The sequence below is a fragment of the Exiguobacterium sp. s16 genome, from assembly GCF_018618115.1.
In the GTDB taxonomy this organism is placed as follows: Bacteria; Bacillota; Bacilli; order Exiguobacteriales; family Exiguobacteriaceae; genus Exiguobacterium; species Exiguobacterium mexicanum_A.
Genome location: NZ_JACSLM010000001.1, coordinates 272,784 through 288,410, shown reverse-complemented (window position 1 = coordinate 288,410; position 15,627 = coordinate 272,784). Strand labels below are relative to the sequence as shown.

15 protein-coding genes and 1 other RNA gene are annotated in these 15,627 nt (G+C 55.3%); 5 read left to right on the top strand and 11 right to left on the bottom strand.

Annotation, left to right across the window (positions count from 1 at the left end):
• Window positions 1-135 precede the first annotated feature (135 nt).
• Both recD2 and KNP86_RS01495 read right to left on the bottom strand, forming a co-directional pair.
• The gene (gene recD2, locus KNP86_RS01500; RefSeq protein WP_200881478.1) at window positions 136-2,346 is read right to left on the bottom strand and encodes an SF1B family DNA helicase RecD2; all 2,211 of its coding nucleotides are present in this window, start codon (window positions 2,344-2,346) and stop codon (window positions 136-138) included.
• 67 nt (window positions 2,347-2,413) lie between these two features.
• Window positions 2,414-3,100, bottom strand: coding sequence for a magnesium and cobalt transport protein CorA (locus KNP86_RS01495; RefSeq protein WP_214752588.1), 687 nt, complete (start codon window positions 3,098-3,100; stop codon window positions 2,414-2,416).
• Window positions 3,101-3,218: 118 nt separating this feature from the next.
• Here KNP86_RS01495 and KNP86_RS01490 point away from each other — a divergent pair, with 118 nt between their 5' ends.
• The 3 genes from KNP86_RS01490 to KNP86_RS01480 all read left to right on the top strand — a co-directional run bounded on the left by KNP86_RS01490 (window position 3,219) and on the right by KNP86_RS01480 (window position 4,548).
• Window positions 3,219-3,767, top strand: coding sequence for a VOC family protein (locus KNP86_RS01490; RefSeq protein ID WP_235420143.1), 549 nt, complete (start codon window positions 3,219-3,221; stop codon window positions 3,765-3,767).
• 62 nt (window positions 3,768-3,829) lie between these two features.
• Entirely contained in the window at window positions 3,830-4,105 is a 276-nt protein-coding gene (locus KNP86_RS01485) for a hypothetical protein (RefSeq protein WP_214752586.1), read from the top strand.
• A complete protein-coding gene (locus KNP86_RS01480) occupies window positions 4,102-4,548 on the top strand; it encodes a hypothetical protein (protein ID WP_214752584.1) in 447 nt (148 codons plus the stop codon). The genes KNP86_RS01485 and KNP86_RS01480 overlap by 4 nt, the downstream gene beginning before the upstream one ends.
• 44 nt (window positions 4,549-4,592) lie before the next feature.
• Here KNP86_RS01480 and KNP86_RS01475 read toward each other — a convergent pair whose 3' ends face one another.
• Genes KNP86_RS01475 through cymR form a run of 4 tightly spaced genes read right to left on the bottom strand, consistent with a single transcriptional unit; the run spans window position 4,593 to window position 7,949 of the window.
• The gene (locus KNP86_RS01475) at window positions 4,593-5,258 is read right to left on the bottom strand and encodes a tetratricopeptide repeat protein (RefSeq protein ID WP_214752582.1); all 666 of its coding nucleotides are present in this window, start codon (window positions 5,256-5,258) and stop codon (window positions 4,593-4,595) included.
• Between the two features lie 4 nt (window positions 5,259-5,262).
• Entirely contained in the window at window positions 5,263-6,384 is a 1,122-nt protein-coding gene (gene mnmA / locus KNP86_RS01470) for a tRNA 2-thiouridine(34) synthase MnmA (protein ID WP_034776905.1), read from the bottom strand.
• A 3-nt stretch (window positions 6,385-6,387) separates the two neighbouring features.
• Window positions 6,388-7,524, bottom strand: coding sequence for a cysteine desulfurase family protein (locus tag KNP86_RS01465; protein WP_214752580.1), 1,137 nt, complete (start codon window positions 7,522-7,524; stop codon window positions 6,388-6,390).
• Window positions 7,525-7,541: 17 nt separating this feature from the next.
• Window positions 7,542-7,949: a cysteine metabolism transcriptional regulator CymR gene (gene cymR, locus KNP86_RS01460; protein ID WP_021066920.1), complete on the bottom strand. Its 408-nt coding sequence runs from the start codon at window positions 7,947-7,949 to the stop codon at window positions 7,542-7,544.
• A gap of 60 nt (window positions 7,950-8,009) precedes the next feature.
• Between cymR and KNP86_RS01455 the strand changes: the two genes are divergently transcribed.
• Window positions 8,010-9,317: a replication-associated recombination protein A gene (locus KNP86_RS01455; protein WP_214752578.1), complete on the top strand. Its 1,308-nt coding sequence runs from the start codon at window positions 8,010-8,012 to the stop codon at window positions 9,315-9,317.
• Between the two features lie 23 nt (window positions 9,318-9,340).
• On the opposite strand, the gene KNP86_RS01450 is transcribed toward KNP86_RS01455, so the two are convergent.
• The 3 genes from KNP86_RS01450 to KNP86_RS01440 all read right to left on the bottom strand — a co-directional run bounded on the left by KNP86_RS01450 (window position 9,341) and on the right by KNP86_RS01440 (window position 11,679).
• A complete protein-coding gene (locus KNP86_RS01450; protein ID WP_034776899.1) occupies window positions 9,341-10,108 on the bottom strand; it encodes a tRNA threonylcarbamoyladenosine dehydratase in 768 nt (255 codons plus the stop codon).
• 94 nt (window positions 10,109-10,202) lie between these two features.
• Window positions 10,203-10,389: non-coding RNA, 6S RNA (gene ssrS / locus KNP86_RS01445), on the bottom strand.
• A 75-nt stretch (window positions 10,390-10,464) separates the two neighbouring features.
• On the bottom strand, window positions 10,465-11,679 hold the full coding sequence (locus tag KNP86_RS01440; protein WP_214752576.1) for a DASH family cryptochrome: 1,215 nt from the start codon (window positions 11,677-11,679) through the stop codon (window positions 10,465-10,467).
• A gap of 345 nt (window positions 11,680-12,024) precedes the next feature.
• Here KNP86_RS01440 and KNP86_RS01435 point away from each other — a divergent pair, with 345 nt between their 5' ends.
• Window positions 12,025-12,669 (top strand): YczE/YyaS/YitT family protein, encoded by a 645-nt coding sequence (locus KNP86_RS01435; RefSeq protein WP_214752574.1) that lies wholly within the window; start codon window positions 12,025-12,027, stop codon window positions 12,667-12,669.
• A gap of 46 nt (window positions 12,670-12,715) precedes the next feature.
• Here KNP86_RS01435 and KNP86_RS01430 read toward each other — a convergent pair whose 3' ends face one another.
• Window positions 12,716-13,750, bottom strand: a complete 1,035-nt coding sequence (locus KNP86_RS01430) for a zinc-binding dehydrogenase (RefSeq protein ID WP_214752888.1) — start codon at window positions 13,748-13,750, stop codon at window positions 12,716-12,718.
• 90 nt (window positions 13,751-13,840) lie between these two features.
• Window positions 13,841-15,553 carry an ABC transporter ATP-binding protein gene (locus KNP86_RS01425; protein ID WP_214752572.1) on the bottom strand — a complete coding sequence of 571 codons (1,713 nt, stop codon included), beginning with the start codon at window positions 15,551-15,553 and terminating at the stop codon, window positions 13,841-13,843.
• Window positions 15,554-15,627 lie beyond the last annotated feature (74 nt).

The following is a 15,627-nucleotide window of genomic DNA, read 5'->3' as shown; positions in this document are numbered from 1 at the left end:
CGGTCGACCGGACCCCATCTTCTCACAGCCTAGGAAGATGTCTCTGGTGAGGCGGTTACGACGTACTCATTTCCTTCATCGTCTTTAATCGTTTCAGTTTTCTATTCGTCATTATCACACGTCAATCGGGAGACGTCAAGACTTGCCGCCTAGCCGCTCGACGAGTTTCGTTCGCCGCACCGGCTCTTCTTCTCGCGTCGCCGCCTCGAGGGCACGGACGTCTCCGAACAAGAGCAAACTCTTCTTCGCCCGAGTGACGGCCGTATAAATCAAGTTGCGCGACGAGCGGAAGCCGCCGTTGAAGAAGACGGGCATGAGCACGATAGGGAACTCGGAACCTTGTGACTTATGGATGGTGATGGCATAGGCGTGGGTGAACTGGTCCCATTCGCTCCGGTTATACTCGACCTCGGTCTGATCGAAGCGGATATAGATTTTGTCGACCTTGTCGACGTTTTCTTTCGCATAGAAAATGTTCGTGATTTCACCGATATCGCCGTTATAGACGTTCTCCTCGGCGTTATTGACGAGTTGGAGCACTTTATCCCCGTTTCGGTACGTCCGGTTGCCGTGTTTCACTTCCCGGGCCGCCGATTTCGGATTGAACACATTTTGGAGCGCCTCGTTCAATCCGTCGATGCCGCATACCCCACGGTACGTCGGTGCGAGCACTTGGATATCGAATGGGGAATAACCTTTTCGCAGCGCGGCCCCGGCCATTTGACAGATCGCTTGCAGTGCTGTCTCTTGGTTGGCCGTATAAAAGCGACGGTCCGGCAGTGCCGCGAGCAAATCGTCCGGCATCTGTTTCGCGTTGAGCGCGTGCGCCAGACGTAGGATGCTCGACTCGGACGCCTGCCGATGGACGACATCGAGCCGGACGACGGGAATCCCGTCGGTCGCCATCAAATCGGCGAGCACTTGGCCCGGTCCGACCGAAGGCAATTGATCCCGGTCACCGACGAAGAGGATTTTCATCCCGTTCGGCACTGCCCGAAGCAGGCTGCGGAACAAGAAGATATCAATCATCGACGCCTCGTCGACGATGAGCACTTTTCCGACGAGCGGATTCGTGTCATCGACTTGGAATGAGCTGCCATCAAACTTTAAGAGACGGTGAATCGTCGAGGCTGGCAAGCCCGTCGACTCACTGAGCCGTTTCGCGGCCCGGCCGGTCGGTGCGGCGAGCACGAACGGGAACGGTTGGTTCTGTACCGGTTCGAGCTTCCAGTCGAACACATCGCTGAGCGCGTGGATGATACCGCGGACGACGGTCGTTTTCCCGGTCCCAGGTCCGCCTGTCAGCACCATGAGCGGCGACTTCAAGGCAAGTTCGATCGCCTCTCGTTGTTGCTTGGCATACTCGATCGAGAACATCTCCTCGACGCGACCGACCGCATCAAAGATCGTCGTCATATCGACGTCTTCCGTCGTCGATGTCGACATGATGCGCGCGAGTTCCTCGGCCGCTTTTTGTTCGGCCCGGTACACACGTGGATGATAGACGACTCCGTCTTCGACAATGACACGTTCATCGTTCGCGAGCGTCTCGAGCGCCGAGACGAGCGCCTCACCCGGATCACCGCCGATGATGCGCGGCATCTCATTCGCGAGCTGATCGGCCGTGACGAACAAGTGTCCGTTCCCTTGCTCGAGCTCGAGCACATACAACACGGCCGCCGCGATCCGTTCCGGGTGAATCCCTTGGATGCCAAAGTGGGCGGCGATGGCGTCGGCCGTCTTAAAGCCGATGCCTTGAACATCATACATGAGGGCGTATGGATTTTTCTCGATCGTCTCCATCGCCCGACCTTCATACTCTTTATGAATCTTCGAGGCGAGTCGTGGTGTGACGTCGAACGGCGCCAAAAACAACAGCAACTGATCGACCCCATACAACACGTTCAACCGCTCGGTGATGACACGGGCCTGCTTTTCTTTCAAGCCGTCGACGTTCGACAAGATACTCGGATGCTTGACGATTTGGTCGATGCAGTCGTCTCCGAGTGCGTCAGCAATCTTTTGGGCCGTCTTTTGCCCGATTCCCGGGAAAGAGCCGTTCGTCAAAAACCGGACGGCCGCCCGTTTCGTCATCGGGACGACACGGCGGATCCATTCCGCTTTCATCTGTTTCCCGAATCGGGGATGGTCGACGAGACGCCCGTGCGCTTTATACGTCTCGCCTTTCTCGATGCCGACGCCGACACCGGCGATGACCATCTCGGTCTCGTCTGTCTCAAAGTTCTTTTCTTTTATACGTACGAGCGCGATCGTGTGCGCTTCTTCTTCCGATTGAAACAGGACGCGGATGACTTTTCCTGTCAACTCGTAAGGTGCTGCCATCATTCGAGCCACCTCCAGCTAGTTTTCCATCCCCCATTATAGCCCGAGTTTGAACGGTAGGACAAATCGCCTAACTGAACAGGTTGAGGATGCGCTCGAGCTGGTCGAGGTCGACACGTTCAAGAATCCGAATCAGCTGATCGACATCGATTCGGTTCAAGATGCGCTCAAGTTGCTCCAAGTCCACGGTTTCAAGCAGTCGTTCGAACCGTTCCAGCTCCCCCGAATTGACATAACCTTCGAGCCGCTCGAACAGCTCGGTCCGCTCGACACGAAACAGTTGCTCAAGCGATGGTCGCTGAATCAACAGCACAAGTCCCGCGGCGATGACGTGGACGCCCCAGTTCAACACGACGTGACCGAACCGTACCGTCTGTCCGACGAACGGGACGAGCGGGATGAACGACAGCTGCAACACGATGATCCCTAGCTGGACGTACGGGTTCGGGATGAACCAAGCCACGAGGGCAAGCAGGGCCGGGACGACCCACGCCACCCCGACCGCACCAAACGTCACGGACCAGGACTTGTTCGCCGACAATACCCAATGCATGACGACACCGATCACAAAAAATGTCGCAAACAGGAGTAACAGCACGGTCGTCGCCCGTTCCGACTCGACGACGACCCGGAACAAGAGATTATTCGTCCACTCGCCCGTCGCGAGACGATTATCGACTTCGATGAACAGACGACCGAGCATGAACCATTCGATGATGAAAAAAATAACGACGCTGACCAAACTAAACATCCGCATATGCTTTCTCCCCTCTCACATTGCTAATCCATTTCCCGAACACTCGGACGGCTATGCACGTTTTTCGTCGAATCAAAGCGGGAACTGTTCGAGTGAACCTATGAAGGAGGGATTATGTATGACGAACCGTATTCCAATCAGTGGCCTGTGTGAACTCGTGTTAGAAGTGACCGACATGACCGAGGCCGTCGATTTTTGGCACGGCAAGCTCGGACTGCCCGTCGTCGAACAATGGGTCGGTGATGATGCCGAGCCGAGCGAGGCACAGGAGCACGCGGACGAACCTTGGGCGACGTGGCTCTATGTCGGTGGGAATACTCGCCTCGGCCTTTGGCTGAAACGAGATTTCACGTCAGAAGAAGAATCGAATCGCCAAGAGGACGTGACCGAGTGGGACACGCTCTATGATGAAGGCGGCGCCCACGTCCACTGCGCATTTTTCGTTCCGATGGAGTCGTTCGACCAAGCGCTCGAAGTGTTAGAGGCGTCAAACATCCCGACGAAACTCCGGACGTGGGACGAGGACGAGACGGTCAACGGTAAAGAGCGCTCGGCCTACTTCAAAGACCCGAGCAAGAACGTGATCGAGCTATACACGAAAAATATGGACGAGGCCTACGGTGAGTTCGCCGGCGAGCCCGTGAAGATCACGACGAAACAGCTCTGATTCACATGTACGCTCGACAACCTACATGATACGATGAGAGAAAATGGAAAAGGTCGTGCCATATGCGTTTCTTCCCGCTTTTCCTCATGGCTTGTTTAGGCTTGCTCACCTTTGGGCTGTATTTTGTGATCAATGCGTTTCCCACGCTCGACCGACCCACTTCGTTTGCAGCGTTGGCGTTCGTCTCATTCGGGACGAGTTTCCTGATCTTGATGGATGGTGTACGACGAGCCAAGTCCGGAAAGCGTGTCTTGTGGAGCTACATCGCGCTTGCCGGCACACTGGTATTGATGACTTTTAATCTTTTGATTTGGGTCATCGGGGAGGTGTCCGCATGACGCTCACCCTCCCTGAATGTATCACCGGCTTTTCATACGGCGACTGTTCCGCCCCAGGGTCAGATTGGAAGACGTTCAAATCGATTTGTTTTGAGTTCACCCGGATTAAACGAGGAATATGTTCCTTTACCATTGGGGACGAAATCACTCCGAATTATCACCAGGCGAGTATCACATGGAGTGAGCAAACCATCTATGTCCTGCTCAGCAGAAACTATCCTGTCATCGGCATCTCCAAACTCGAACCGTTTCAATATGAATTCATCGATTTACCAGAACTGACCGACATGTTTCCTGACACCTATCAGATTCCGTCAGCGGCTGAGTTGAATGAGCGGTTCGATTTGTCGCTACAGCCGTTTCTGAACAAAGCGGAACGCGGAGAAATCAAATATTGGGAACCAGAGACGGTCGGTAACGTCATTTTCCATTATTGGGACTAACAAAAAGCGCCTCTCGCAAACACTGCGAGAAGCGCTTTATTAATTTAGTTACCGAGCAATTCATCCATTTTCGCTTTCGCGTCATACGCGAGCGCATGGTCCGGTTGCAACTCGAGCACACGTTCAAGCTCGGCGTACGTCTTGTCCTGTTCACCGAGGAAGGCGTAGGCGATTGCCAAGTTGTAACGGGCGTCCGTATGGCTCGCGTCGAGGTCGAGCGTATGCTCGAGCGATTCGACGGCCTCGTCGAGCTGTTCGTTCTGTGCGAGCGCGAGCCCGTATTGGAACGAAATCTCGACGTCTTCCGGTGCCTGCTTCATCGCTTCCCGAAGACGCGGCAAGGCCCGGACGAAGTCGCCCATCGCCTTGTACGTCAAGCCGAGCATGAAATGAAGGTCGGCGTCGTCCATCCCGGCGAGGAGCGCCTGACGCAGAGATGCCTCGGCCAAGTCGAGCTGTTCGAGCTCATAGGCGAGCGCTCCCTTCGCGTAATGGGCCGCGCCGAACGCGTTGTCGAGTTCGAGCGCCTTATCGTAAAAGACGACGGCCCGTTCATGGTCGCCGATCGCTTGCAAGAGCGTACCCATGTTGACGTAACCGGTCGGGTCCGTCGGGTCCGCTTCGATGGCAGCATTGAACTGCTTGGCCGCCTGTTCGAACTCACCTTGTTGCATCGCTTGGATGCCTAATTCGTTTGCGTTCAAAGTCATCACCTCATCCGATATAGTCGAGTCGTTTTCCGTTTCGATACGCTTCGTCAATCGTCGCACCACCGAGGCAGATGTCACCGTCATAGAAGACGACAGCCTGTCCTGGCGTGATGGCACGTTGCGGCTCATCAAATTTGACGAGCACTTCGCCATTTTCAAGTGGTGCGATTGTCACAGGCACGTCTTGTTGACGGTAGCGGAATTTCGCCGTCGCCCGGAACTCGCCTGTTGGTACGGCCCCTGTCCATGACAGCTTCGATGCGAGCAACGCGTCCGAATAGAGCGCGTCATGATGGAACCCTTGGCCGACGTAGAGGATGTTTTCTTCCACGTTTTTGCCGACGACGAACCATGGGTCCCCGTCGCCGCCGATGCCGAGGCCGTGGCGTTGACCGAGCGTGTAATACATGAGCCCGTCATGGTTTCCCTTTTGTTCCCCATCGAGCGTCTGCATGATGCCTGGTTGTGATGGCAAATACTCCGAGAGGAACTCTTTGAAGTTGCGCTCTCCGATAAAGCAGATGCCCGTCGAATCTTTTTTCTTCGCTGTCGCGAGTCCCGCTTCTTCGGCGATGACACGGACGTCTTTCTTGTCCATATGACCAATCGGGAACATCGTCCGCGCGAGTTGGTCTTGTGACAACTGGTTCAAGAAGTACGTTTGGTCTTTGTTGTCATCTTTCCCACGAAGAAGTCGATGCTCACCGTCGACGTACTCGACCCGTGCGTAGTGCCCGGTCGCGACGAAGTCGGCACCGAGGCGAAGCGCGTGGTCAAGGAACGCCTTGAACTTGATTTCCTTGTTACACATGACGTCCGGGTTCGGCGTCCGCCCGAGACGGTACTCGGCCAAGAAGTATTCGAACACGCGGTCCCAATATTCTTTCTCGAAGTTGACCGCGTAATAAGGGATCCCGATTTGGTTCGCGACCGCGATGACGTCTTCATAGTCTTCGGTCGCCGTACAGACACCGTTCTCGTCCGTATCATCCCAGTTTTTCATAAAGATTCCGATGACGTTATACCCTTGCTCTTTCAGCAAATGGGCCGTCACCGATGAATCGACGCCGCCTGACATCCCGACGACGACCGTCGTCTCGGCAGGGGCTTTTGTGCGTAAGTTCATGATTTATCTCACTCCGTTCGTGAATGTCGAGACGACCTCAGAGAGTCGTTCGGCGAGCCGCTCCACGTCTGCGACCGAGTTGCCATGTCCAAAGCTGATGCGGACGGACTGTTTCGTCCGATCCGACGTCCCGAACATCGCCGTCAATACGTGTGACGGTTCAATCGACCCTGCCGTGCAGGCACTGCCGCTCGAGATGGCAAAGCCGCGCATGTCCATCATGATGAGGAACGGTTCAAGTTCGATGCCCGGGAGATACAAGTTGACGATGTGCGGTAAGCGGTTCGCCCCGTTCACGTCATACTCGACTCCGAGTTCATCGAGTCGCTTGAAGAGCGCCTCGGTCATTTGCTGGTACGCGCCCACTCGTTCGACTTGCTCGATTTTGGCCAGTTCGGCTGCTTGTTGGAACCCGACGGCACCCGGAACGTTTTCCGTGCCGGCTCGACGTTTCCGTTCTTGTTGTCCTCCAAAAGAACGCGTCGCTAATTTTACACCTGTTTTTATAAAAAGAAAACCGATACCTTTCGGGCCATTGATTTTATGGGCCGAGGCCGACAATAAATCGACCCCGAGCGCCTTGACGTCAATCGTTTCCGTACCGAGCGCTTGGACGGCGTCCGTATGGAAGTAAGCCTGATGGTCGGCGAGGAGTGCACCGATTTCCGCAATCGGTTGAAGTGTGCCGACCTCGTTGTTGCCGTACATGACCGAGACGAGGATCGTATCGTCCCGGAGCGCAGCACGAACGGAGTCAAGCGTCACCGCACCCGTCGCGTCGACATCGAGATACGTCACGTCGAATCCTTCCCGCTCGAGTTGCTCCATCGCGTGCAAGACGGCGTGGTGTTCGACTTTCGTCGTGATCACATGTTTGCCTTTATGTTGATTCGCATAAGCCGTACCGAACAGCGCATAGTTGTCCGACTCGGTGCCGCCTGATGTGAAGACGATCTCGTTCGGGGTCGCCCCGATCCACGTGGCGAGCGTCCGGCGCGAAGTATCCAGTGCGGCGCGCGCCGTCCGTCCGATGCCGTGGATGCTCGACGGGTTGCCATAATGTTCGAGCATATAAGGTGTCATCGCTTCGAGCACTTCCGGACGCATCGGCGTCGTTGCGGCATGATCAAAATAGTTCATATTCGTTCACCTCATCTTTATATATAGAACATATAGCCATCAGAATCTTCTTCAGCGAGATCGGCGAGTGTCGTCTCTTCGAGCACTTTCTCGATCGCCGCTTTGATTTTATCCCAAAGCTTCCGTTTCACGGCATCGTCCGCTTCTGAGTCTTCGACGATTGTGAGCGGCCCTTCGAGCAAGCGGATGATTTCTCCCGCCGTGATGTCCGTTGCCGGTTTGACGAGCTGATAGCCGCCGTACGCCCCGCGGACGCTCTTGACGAGACCGCCGTTGCGAAGTGGACCGATCAACTGCTCTAAGTAATGTTCCGGCAAGTCATGCCGGGCCGCAATCTTTTTCAAGCTGAGCGGTTTATTGTCCGTTTCCCGGGCCAGTGCGATCATGATCGTCAATCCATAACGACCTTTTGTAGATATTTTCATCTTCATGTCTCCTTCTGCTATACTAGTCGAACAAACGTTTGTCGAAAGGAATGTGTACGTATGAGTGATTTATTTCAGCAATCGAATAGCGGCCCGCTCGCCAATCGGATGCGGCCTGAAACGTTAGACGAAGTCATCGGTCAACGCCACATCATCGGCGAAGGCAAATTGCTGAGGCGGGCCATCGAGGCCGACCGCCTCGGCACGATTATCTTGTATGGACCGCCGGGAACGGGCAAGACGACGCTCGCCCGCGTCATCTCGAATTATACGAAAGCGACGTTCGTGCAATTGAACGCCGTCACGGCCAAACTCGATGAACTCCGGAGCGTCATCCGCGAGGCCGAGTCCCGGTTTGATTTCGAGCAAGAACGAACGATCTTATTTTTAGACGAGATTCATCGTTTCAATAAACTGCAACAAGACGCCCTGCTCCCAGCACTAGAGGCCGGGAAGCTCATCTTGATCGGGGCGACGACCGAAAACCCGAGTTTTGAGGTCAACGCGGCGTTGCTGTCGCGCGCGACCGTGTTTCGGCTCGAACCGCCTGGACCAGACGAACTTCGTGTCGTCTTGGAGCGGGCTCTCGCTGATAAAAAGGGACTCGGCAACTATCCCGTCCAAATCGAGGAAGCCGCCGTGGACCATTATATCAAAATGGCGGACGGTGACTACCGTGTCCTGTTGAACGCCCTCGAGCTGGCCGTATTGACGACGCCCGAGGTCGATGGCAAGATTCAAATCACACTCGACGTGGCCGAGGAGTCAATTCAACAAAAAGCCATCAAGTACGACAAGACGGGTGACCGGCACTATGACGTCATCTCGGCGTTCATTAAGTCGATTCGCGGCTCGGACCCGGACGCGGCACTGTACTGGCTTGCCGTCATGATCGAGGCCGGCGAATCACCGCGCTTCATCATGCGCCGTCTTTACGTGCATGCGGCCGAAGATATCGGGCTCAGTGACCCGAACGCGCTCGTCATCGTCGATGCGGCCGCTCGCGCGAGCGAACACGTCGGTTTCCCGGAAGCGCGCATCCCGATGGCACAGGCCGTCCTATATCTCGCGACGGCACCGAAATCGAACGCGGTCATCACCGCCATCGATAAGGCGATTCACCACGTCCGGACGGTCGAAGGCGGTCCGGTACCGGTCCATCTCCGTGACGCGCACAGCCCAGGCGCCCGCGAGCTCGGCAACGGTACCGGATACAAATACCCGCACGACGAGAAAGACGGCTACGTCGCGCAAAACTACTGGCCGGAGAACTTGGCCCGAAAACGTCCTAAATATTATACACCGACGAGCCGTGGCTTCGAGCAACAGCTGCAAAAACGACTCGATTATTGGGAAAAACGACGCTGACTCTTTTGAGCCGCGTCGTTTTTTCATTTCTGGATGCGGTTGATCTCGACACCAGCTGTCTCAAGCATTTGGTTGATGACATACCCTGCTGCGACGAGGCCGGCGACCGATGGGACGAACGCGTTCGAACTCGGCGGCATCTTCGCTTTACGGATCGGGGCATCTTTCTTCCCGACGACCTCGTTCACGTCTTCGCGTGTCACGATCGGCGACTCGTCTGAAAAGACGACCGGGACGCCTTTATGGATGCGCTCTTTACGGAGACGCGTCCGGACCATTTTGGCGATCGGGTCGTATGTCGTATCCTTGATGTCGACGACTTTGATACGTGTCGGGTCCATCTTGTTGGCCATGCCCATGCTCGAGATGACCGGGATGCCACGACGTTTGCACTCGACGATCAAGTGGATCTTATAGATGATCGTGTCCGAGGCATCGATGACGAAGTCGAGGTCTTGCGCGAAGAATTCTTCGAACGTCTCTTCCGTGTAGAACATTTTTAATTTGACGAGCTCGAGCTCAGGGTTGATATCGAGGAGGCGTGTCGCCATCGCTTCGACTTTAGGTTGCCCGACCGTCGACAAGAGCGCGTGAATCTGGCGGTTGACGTTCGTGATATCGATATCATCTTTATCGACGAGCACGATTCGTCCGACGCCACTGCGTGCGAGCGCCTCGGCCGCGAACGACCCGACACCGCCGACACCGAGGATGGCGACCGTCTTCCCTTTCAATGTTTCTAAACCTTCTTGACCAATGGCCAACTCATTACGTGAAAACTGGTGTAACATACTCTTCCTCCAAATGAATCCTATTTTCTCACACTATTTTACTCGGAATTATAATCAAAAAAAAGACGCCTAGCGACGTTTTACAATAAAATCGATGGGACCCGGAGTGCCGTGACGATGCCCTGCTTTTGAACCTGCTTAAGCAGGTGGGTGACCTAGCGTCCCCTTCACAAGTCCTCCTGCACGTGATGAGGCAGTTGATCTGGATAGCAGTTCGGTCTCCCGTATTCAAAGTGTTGGCTCAAAATAACGAAGGCGGCTCTCGTACACCTCAGGTATCCCATCTGTTGACCTTACTATAGCACTGTCTGTAAAAAGAAGTCAATCAGAAACGATGACTTCTCGTGACAGTTTCGTCACAACCACATGTTACGAAACGCACCGGTCGGGTCGTACGTGTCTTGTTGCCGACTGACGTTGAAATGCCGGTCGCGTGAGTCGTTGCCGACGCCGGCCTGGTACGCCCAATTACCGTAGTTGCTCGCGACATCATAGTCAATTAGCGTCGATTCGAAATAGGACGCGCCGATGCGCCAGTCTTGCCCGAGTTCTTTCGCGAAGTAGCTCGCGACGATTTGACGGCCCCGGTTCGACATCCATCCCGTCGCGTTCAACTCACGCATGAACGCATCGACAAAGTCGACGCCTGTCTCACCCGCCTGCCAACGCGCGATGACGTCAGGGTCGACGCGCCACGTCTTTCGTTTCGAACGGATGCCTTGGGCCCGGAAGAGTCGTTTCCCTTGCTCGAGTGCGACCCATTGGAAGAAATCACGCCAGAGCAATTCAAAATAGAGCCAATACGTCGACTCATTCGCCCCGTGTGACCGCTCATGTTGCTCGAGCTCGTGCAGCACCCGGCGCGGTGAGAGCGACCCGTTGGCGAGATAAGCCGACAGCTTCGACGAGTCGTCGACCCCGAAGCCGTTCCGTGTCTCTTTATACGTCCGGACCGGACCGGCCAAATAGGCCGCGAGCCGCTCCCGCCCCGCCCGTTCCCCGCCCTTGAACGGGAACGCGGTATGCTTGCCCTGCTCGGCCCGTTCATAGGTGACAGGGAAATCAATCGGATATGCTTCCCCTTCACGCGTCCGGTCGAATCGCTTTTCCGGTCTCGCATCAGCTTCGACAGCTTTTCGAAACTCAGTGAAGAGGAATGGCATGCGCTCGAACGGGATTTCTGCCCGCGGATAGAGCGTGAAGCCGTCAAACGCCTGACTCGAGCCGCGCCACGCGGTCATGATTTCTCGTTCGCGCAGCCGTTCGTTAAAGCCGATCGATCGCTGGAACAATAGCCGGTCGTTCGGGTCGAGCACGTCGAGCGGATGCCCGACATGGACAAACAGCGGGATGCCGAGTGCTGCGAGCGACCCGCCCAAATCTTCGAGCGACTCGTTCAAAAATTGGAGCCGTCTCGGTCCTAGCGGGGTATGGCCGAACCGGTTTTCAATGATCTCTTCTTGTGGAATGATGTAGTGACCTTCAATCAGATCGTCATGCCGGAGCGCCTCCTCGAGCGGACGATGGTCATCGACCCGCAAATCGTTTTGATACCAGATAATCGTCTTCATTGATTTCGCCTCCTGACCTCATTATGGGTCATGAATGCTTGCCTTACATAAGGTGAAGCTGTCCAAAACATGTTTTCATTTCCGCAACGGGTGGAATATACATCATTAGAAACAGAAAGGGGTGCAGCAACATGGCTAGAAAAGGTAAATTTGGTACACTCATCAAAGTCGCGACAGCGGTCGCACCGTTCGTCTACGATTACTATAAAAAGAACAAAGCAAAAAAAGCTTCGACACCTAAAAAGTGAGCCAAGCGCTTCGGACCTCGTCCGAGGCGTTTTTTTCTTGTCGTGAAACCAACTATGATATGATGATGGAACATTTTAGGGAATCGAGGCGACCATCATGCACGCGGTATGGGTACAATCTTTACGAATCAGTTTGAAGTGGACGTTGTTCATGAGCGGTCTGTTCCTACTCGCCCTCGGGTCATCGATGATGATCACGGCCGACCTCGGCGTGTCGACGTGGGACGTGCTCCATCTCGGCCTCGCCCGGCACACCCCGATTTCCGTCGGGACGATCATCTTGCTCGTCGGTCTCCTGCTCGTCTTCTGCAAGTACATACTGGACCGGATTCGGCCCCAGTTCGGGACGCTCGTCAACGCCGTCTTCGTCGGCGTGTTTATGAACTTGATTCTCGATCATCATTGGTTGCCGCAACTTGACGGCATCGCACTCAATATCGCCTGGCTCATCCTCGGCATCTTCGTCATCGGGATGGGTGCCGGCTTGTACGTCGCCATCGGCTACGGGGCCGGCCCACGGGACGGGTTGACGCTCGCTTTGGCCGACCGGTTCAACACATCGGTCCGTATGATGCGGACATGGATGGAACTGACGGCTTGCCTCATCGGCTGGGTGCTCGGCGGACCGGTCTTTTTCGGGACGGTGCTGTCGATTTTCCTGATCGGTCCGTTCTTCCAGTTTTGGCTCGAACAGTTCCGGCGCCTCGTCTTGGTCATCGACCGGGCGAAAGTGGCGGCATAAAAAGAGAGGAAATCGGATGTCAGCGTCCGGTTTCCTCTCTTTTTGGTTATGGGACGAGGACGATCTTCCCGAACTTGCCGCGCTGTTTGAAATACGTCTGCGCATCCCGTGCCTCAGCGAGCGGGAACGTCCGGTCGACGATCGGCCTGACCTTACCAGCTTTAATCGCCTCGAGCATCGTTTGGAACTCCGCGCGTGTGCCAAGCACGGAACCGTACATGGTGATATGTTTCAAATACATCGTCCTGAAGTCGAGGTTCGTCTGTTGCCCCCCGGCCGAACCGGAAATACAGAACTTACCGCCATTCTTCAACACCTTGAGCGCTGTCGCAAACAAGGCATCGCCGACGACATCGAGAACGGCATCGACCGGTCCTCCGTTCGCCTCGAGAATCTCATCGGCGAGCCTCTCGGAGCGGTATGAAAAGACATGGTCCGCCCCAAGATCCTTCAGCTTCGCTTCATCTTTCAAGTCCCCGACGATGGCGAACACGTTCGCCCCATGCACGTTCGCCGCGATTTGGACGTTGAACGAACCGACGCCACCGCTCGCACCCGTGACGACGATCGTCTGCCCCGGCTGAATCTCAATCTGTTCGTTCATATGCCACGCCGTCAACCCGCTCACCGTGAAGACGGCGCTATCGACGAAACTGTCGAGCGGCATATCGAAACAGAGCTCTGCCGGCCAGACGACATATTCGGCGTATCCGCCGTCGTACTCGGAGCCGATGAACGACATATCGTCAGCGATATGCTCGTCCCCTTCCGGCCCGCTCGATGTGAACGGGAATAGGACGACGCGACGTCCGACCATCGTCTCCTCGACCCCGCTGCCGACCTTCACGACTTCTCCGGTGATATCTGAACCCGGGACCCGTGGGAATTGGACCCCTTCCGGCCGCCAGCCCGACTCTTTGTCCGTCCCATACGCGCCTTCTCGCATCCAAATCTCGGTATTGTTAATCCCGCACGCTTTCACACGCACGAGCACTTCTCCTTGTTTCGGGCTCGGAATCGGGACATCGACGACCTGTAATTGATCGACGTCCCCGTAACCGATGACTTGTACGGCTTTCATCACTTGTTTTCCTCCTCATAACCACCATTTGCTTGTCTATACCCAACTAACGCATGACAGCCACCAAAAATATTGGTGGCTGCCCATTCCTTATAGTTGTTGGCGTCTGAGCAATCCGGCGAACACGCCGCCTTTCATACTCAATTCATCGTGCGTCCCGTCCTCGACGATTCCGTCAGCGGTAACGACGAGGATGCGGTCAGCGTTCTTCACCGTCGCCAAACGGTGGGCGATGATGAGCGTCGTCCGGTCAGCCGCGAGTTCATTGAGCGAGTCTTGAATGATTGCTTCCGTCTCCGTGTCGAGCGCGGACGTCGCTTCATCTAATATCAAGATCGGCGGATTTTTGAGGAACATGCGGGCGATGGCGATCCGTTGTTTCTGACCGCCCGACAGTTTCAAGCCCCGCTCCCCGATTTGCGTCTCGAGACCATGCTCGAGCTCCTCGACGAGCGAGTTCAAATGCGCCTTCTCGACCGCATGCATAATCTCCGCGTCGGTCGCGTCCAGTTTTCCGTAGGCGATATTCTCACGGAGCGTCCCGGCGAACAAGAACACGTCTTGTTGCACGATCCCGATTTGGCGGCGCAGACTCTCTTTCGTCATATCGCGGATGTCCATACCGTCAATCGTGATTTTCCCGCTCGTCACATCATAGAAACGCGGGATGAGCGAACAGATTGTCGTCTTCCCGGCCCCGCTCGTACCGACGAGGGCGACCGTCGTTCCGGCCTTGATGTCGAGGTCGATGTCGGTCAACACTTGCCGATAGTCCGAGTAGCCGAACGAGACGTTTTGGAAAGCGATGTCGCCTTTAAGCGTCTTGACGTCGACGGCGTCAGGACGGTTCTCGATGTCCGGGGCCTCGTCGAGGAGTTGCGTGAATCGTTTGAAGCCCGCCATCCCTTTCGGGTACATCTCGAGGAGGGCCGTGATTTTCTCGATCGGCTTGATGAGCAAGTTCATATAGAGGATGAACCCGACGAGCTGACCGTATGAGAGTTGACCTTGATACGTCAAATATGCGCCGTAGACAAGGACGAGCAGCGTCATGAGCCGCGTCGTGATGTAAATCCCGGCGAGCGACTTACTCATGACCCGATACGCCTCGATTTTCGAGCCGCGATAGAAATTGTTATCTTTTTGGAAGCGGTTGATTTCGAACGTCTCGTTCGTGAACGATTGGACGACGCGTGCCCCAGAGACGCTGTCCTCGACACGGGCGTTCACTTCGCCGATGTTCGTATACATCTTTTGCCACGCCTTGTTCATGTTCTTGTTGGCGTACGTGATCATGATGACGAGGAACGGCACGGCGACGACCGTCACGAGCGCGAGTTGCGGATCGATCGAGAACATGATCCCGAACGCACCGAGCAGCGTCATGATGGCGATGAAGAAATCTTCAGGCCCGTGGTGCGCCACTTCGCCGATATCGAACAAGTCGTTCGTCACCCGACTCATCAAATGGCCGGTCTTGTGGTTATCAAAGAACCGGAACGACTGTTTATGGATATGGGTGAACAGCTCTTCCCGCATATCGGTCTCGATATTGATGCCGAGCTTATGCCCCCAATAGTTGACGACGTATTGCATCATCATGGCGAGTATGTAAAGGATGAGCAAGCCGATGCTGATGATGATAATCCAGTTCCATTCCCCACCTGGCAACAAATCGTCGATGAACCATTGCACGGCGAGCGGAAAGCCGAGCTCGAGCAGACCGACGAGGATGGCGAACGAGAAATCGAGGATGAATAACTTCTTATGTGGACGGTAATAACTAAAAAAACGTGAGATCATTTCGTTTCCCCCTTCTAAACAAATAGTTTACGCCTTTTTGCAGGAAGTGGAAAACGGGAAGCACGTCTTTTTCA

Bases quoted from the DNA above. Each gene is read 5' to 3' on its own strand.
- KNP86_RS01465 (WP_214752580.1), bottom strand. From the start codon at position 7,524: ATGAACTATTTTGATCATGCCGCAACGACGCCGATGCGTCCGGAAGTG.
- KNP86_RS01485 (WP_214752586.1), top strand. From the start codon at position 3,830: ATGCGTTTCTTCCCGCTTTTCCTCATGGCTTGTTTAGGCTTGCTCACC.
- KNP86_RS01435 (WP_214752574.1), top strand. From the start codon at position 12,025: ATGCACGCGGTATGGGTACAATCTTTACGAATCAGTTTGAAGTGGACG.
- KNP86_RS01475 (WP_214752582.1), bottom strand. From the start codon at position 5,258: ATGACTTTGAACGCAAACGAATTAGGCATCCAAGCGATGCAACAAGGT.
- KNP86_RS01495 (WP_214752588.1), bottom strand. From the start codon at position 3,100: ATGCGGATGTTTAGTTTGGTCAGCGTCGTTATTTTTTTCATCATCGAA.
- mnmA (WP_034776905.1), bottom strand. From the start codon at position 6,384: ATGAACTTACGCACAAAAGCCCCTGCCGAGACGACGGTCGTCGTCGGG.
- recD2 (WP_200881478.1), bottom strand. From the start codon at position 2,346: ATGATGGCAGCACCTTACGAGTTGACAGGAAAAGTCATCCGCGTCCTG.
- KNP86_RS01480 (WP_214752584.1), top strand. From the start codon at position 4,102: ATGACGCTCACCCTCCCTGAATGTATCACCGGCTTTTCATACGGCGAC.
- KNP86_RS01425 (WP_214752572.1), bottom strand. From the start codon at position 15,553: ATGATCTCACGTTTTTTTAGTTATTACCGTCCACATAAGAAGTTATTC.
- cymR (WP_021066920.1), bottom strand. From the start codon at position 7,949: ATGAAAATATCTACAAAAGGTCGTTATGGATTGACGATCATGATCGCA.
- KNP86_RS01450 (WP_034776899.1), bottom strand. From the start codon at position 10,108: ATGTTACACCAGTTTTCACGTAATGAGTTGGCCATTGGTCAAGAAGGT.
- KNP86_RS01455 (WP_214752578.1), top strand. From the start codon at position 8,010: ATGAGTGATTTATTTCAGCAATCGAATAGCGGCCCGCTCGCCAATCGG.
- KNP86_RS01430 (WP_214752888.1), bottom strand. From the start codon at position 13,750: ATGAAAGCCGTACAAGTCATCGGTTACGGGGACGTCGATCAATTACAG.
- KNP86_RS01440 (WP_214752576.1), bottom strand. From the start codon at position 11,679: ATGAAGACGATTATCTGGTATCAAAACGATTTGCGGGTCGATGACCAT.
- KNP86_RS01490 (WP_235420143.1), top strand. From the start codon at position 3,219: ATGACGAACCGTATTCCAATCAGTGGCCTGTGTGAACTCGTGTTAGAA.